This window comes from Paenibacillus sp. P4_E11, assembly GCF_056401635.1.
Window position 1 is genome coordinate 1 of record NZ_JBFUIX010000473.1, and the last position, 1,375, is coordinate 1,375.

Consider the following 1,375-nt stretch of genomic DNA (forward strand, 5'->3'; position numbering starts at 1 on the left):
GCGAACAATGGGTGCATCTCCCAGTCAAACGAATAGGCTATATCAAACCGGTGGATTACTATGTCTACTATTTGAATCAAATGCTATTGGACGATCCGAATTACGAAGGGCCCTATGGCTCCATGGCAGGTCCTAAATTTGCTTCTGTATACAACCAGACCGTCCATGTGACTGGCGAATTTGTGACTGTGTACAATACGAGCTACCAGGTGGAGACAGAACGAGGATTGAAGTACGTGCTGGAGAAAGGGAGAACTGTCGTTCGAACCAAGGAGAAGGTTACCCTGAAGTCCGATACCCCCTTATATACGGTTCCAGGCCAACAAGTTGCTTGGATGACTGTACTGCAGCCGCAAACCTTAGAGGCTTTTGAGAAGTTTGAGAATTCTGCAACGTATCACGTACACACTGAATTATGGGACGGCTGGATCAACACAGATGAGTCAGAGCCTACGGATCTAATTAAGCCAGACTTTACTATTGAATTGAATGGCCCACATGAGATGTTCCGCTTCCCGAATCGTTCGTTCCAGATTTATGGTGCTTCAATCGATCATCGTACGGTGCAACCAACCGGTTATTGGAAGGATTCGGAAGGTGCGGAATGGTACTTGCTTGAGACGAAGATAGGTAAAGCTTGGTTCCAAATGAATTACGCAAAAGATCGTATCCACCCCCATGACGGGACTCCTACTTCGTATATTACCCATCAGAATACTATTCTGGATACCGTGTATGTCAAAGGGAACGAACTGTCAGTCAGCGGGTCCACCATCGGATATATGAAGGAAGGAACCCCGTATTTATCCCTCGATTACTTGACTAAGCGATTCGGATACGACCAAGAGGCGGGTGGACAATCAGGAATAATACGGTCGAACCATACAGCATCCGGGTATTCGTTCCAATTGAACCCTCTGAATGGGGAAGTTAAGACATCCTGGAACAATCAGGAGGTGGAACGATTCGCTTTGCAGGAAGCACCTGTTAACCAGGAAGGTAACCTCTGGTTGAGAGGGGAAGACGCCCAGCATCTTTTCGGGATTTCTATCGATTGGTGGTCTAACGGACGTCAGAATTTCTATTTGTTCAGTGATGAGTATACGGTAGAGTTACCGTCTTTGCCTGCTGCTATGACGACCCAATCTTTAGGTTTCTCCGTCAATCGGTACGAACGGCCAGTTGGCCCGAATGACGCCAAACCGCAAGAACTGCTCCATTTCCAGGTGAGCAATCGTACGGGTTCTCAAGTAATTAGTTGGACCTCCAAGGAGACCGATCACGGCAAACTGAACTATCAGTTCAAATATGTTCATCAATCTGGAACGATCCCCGTAGCCCAAGGAACGAATAATATAACGATGGAAGTTAAAGT

Annotated in this window: 1 protein-coding gene; it reads left to right on the forward strand. The window is 46.8% G+C overall.

Features of this window, described 5'->3' with window-relative positions:
• A partial coding sequence (locus AC1DWB_RS35230; protein WP_477545716.1) for a hypothetical protein occupies positions 1–1,375 on the forward strand: 1,375 nt, incomplete at both ends.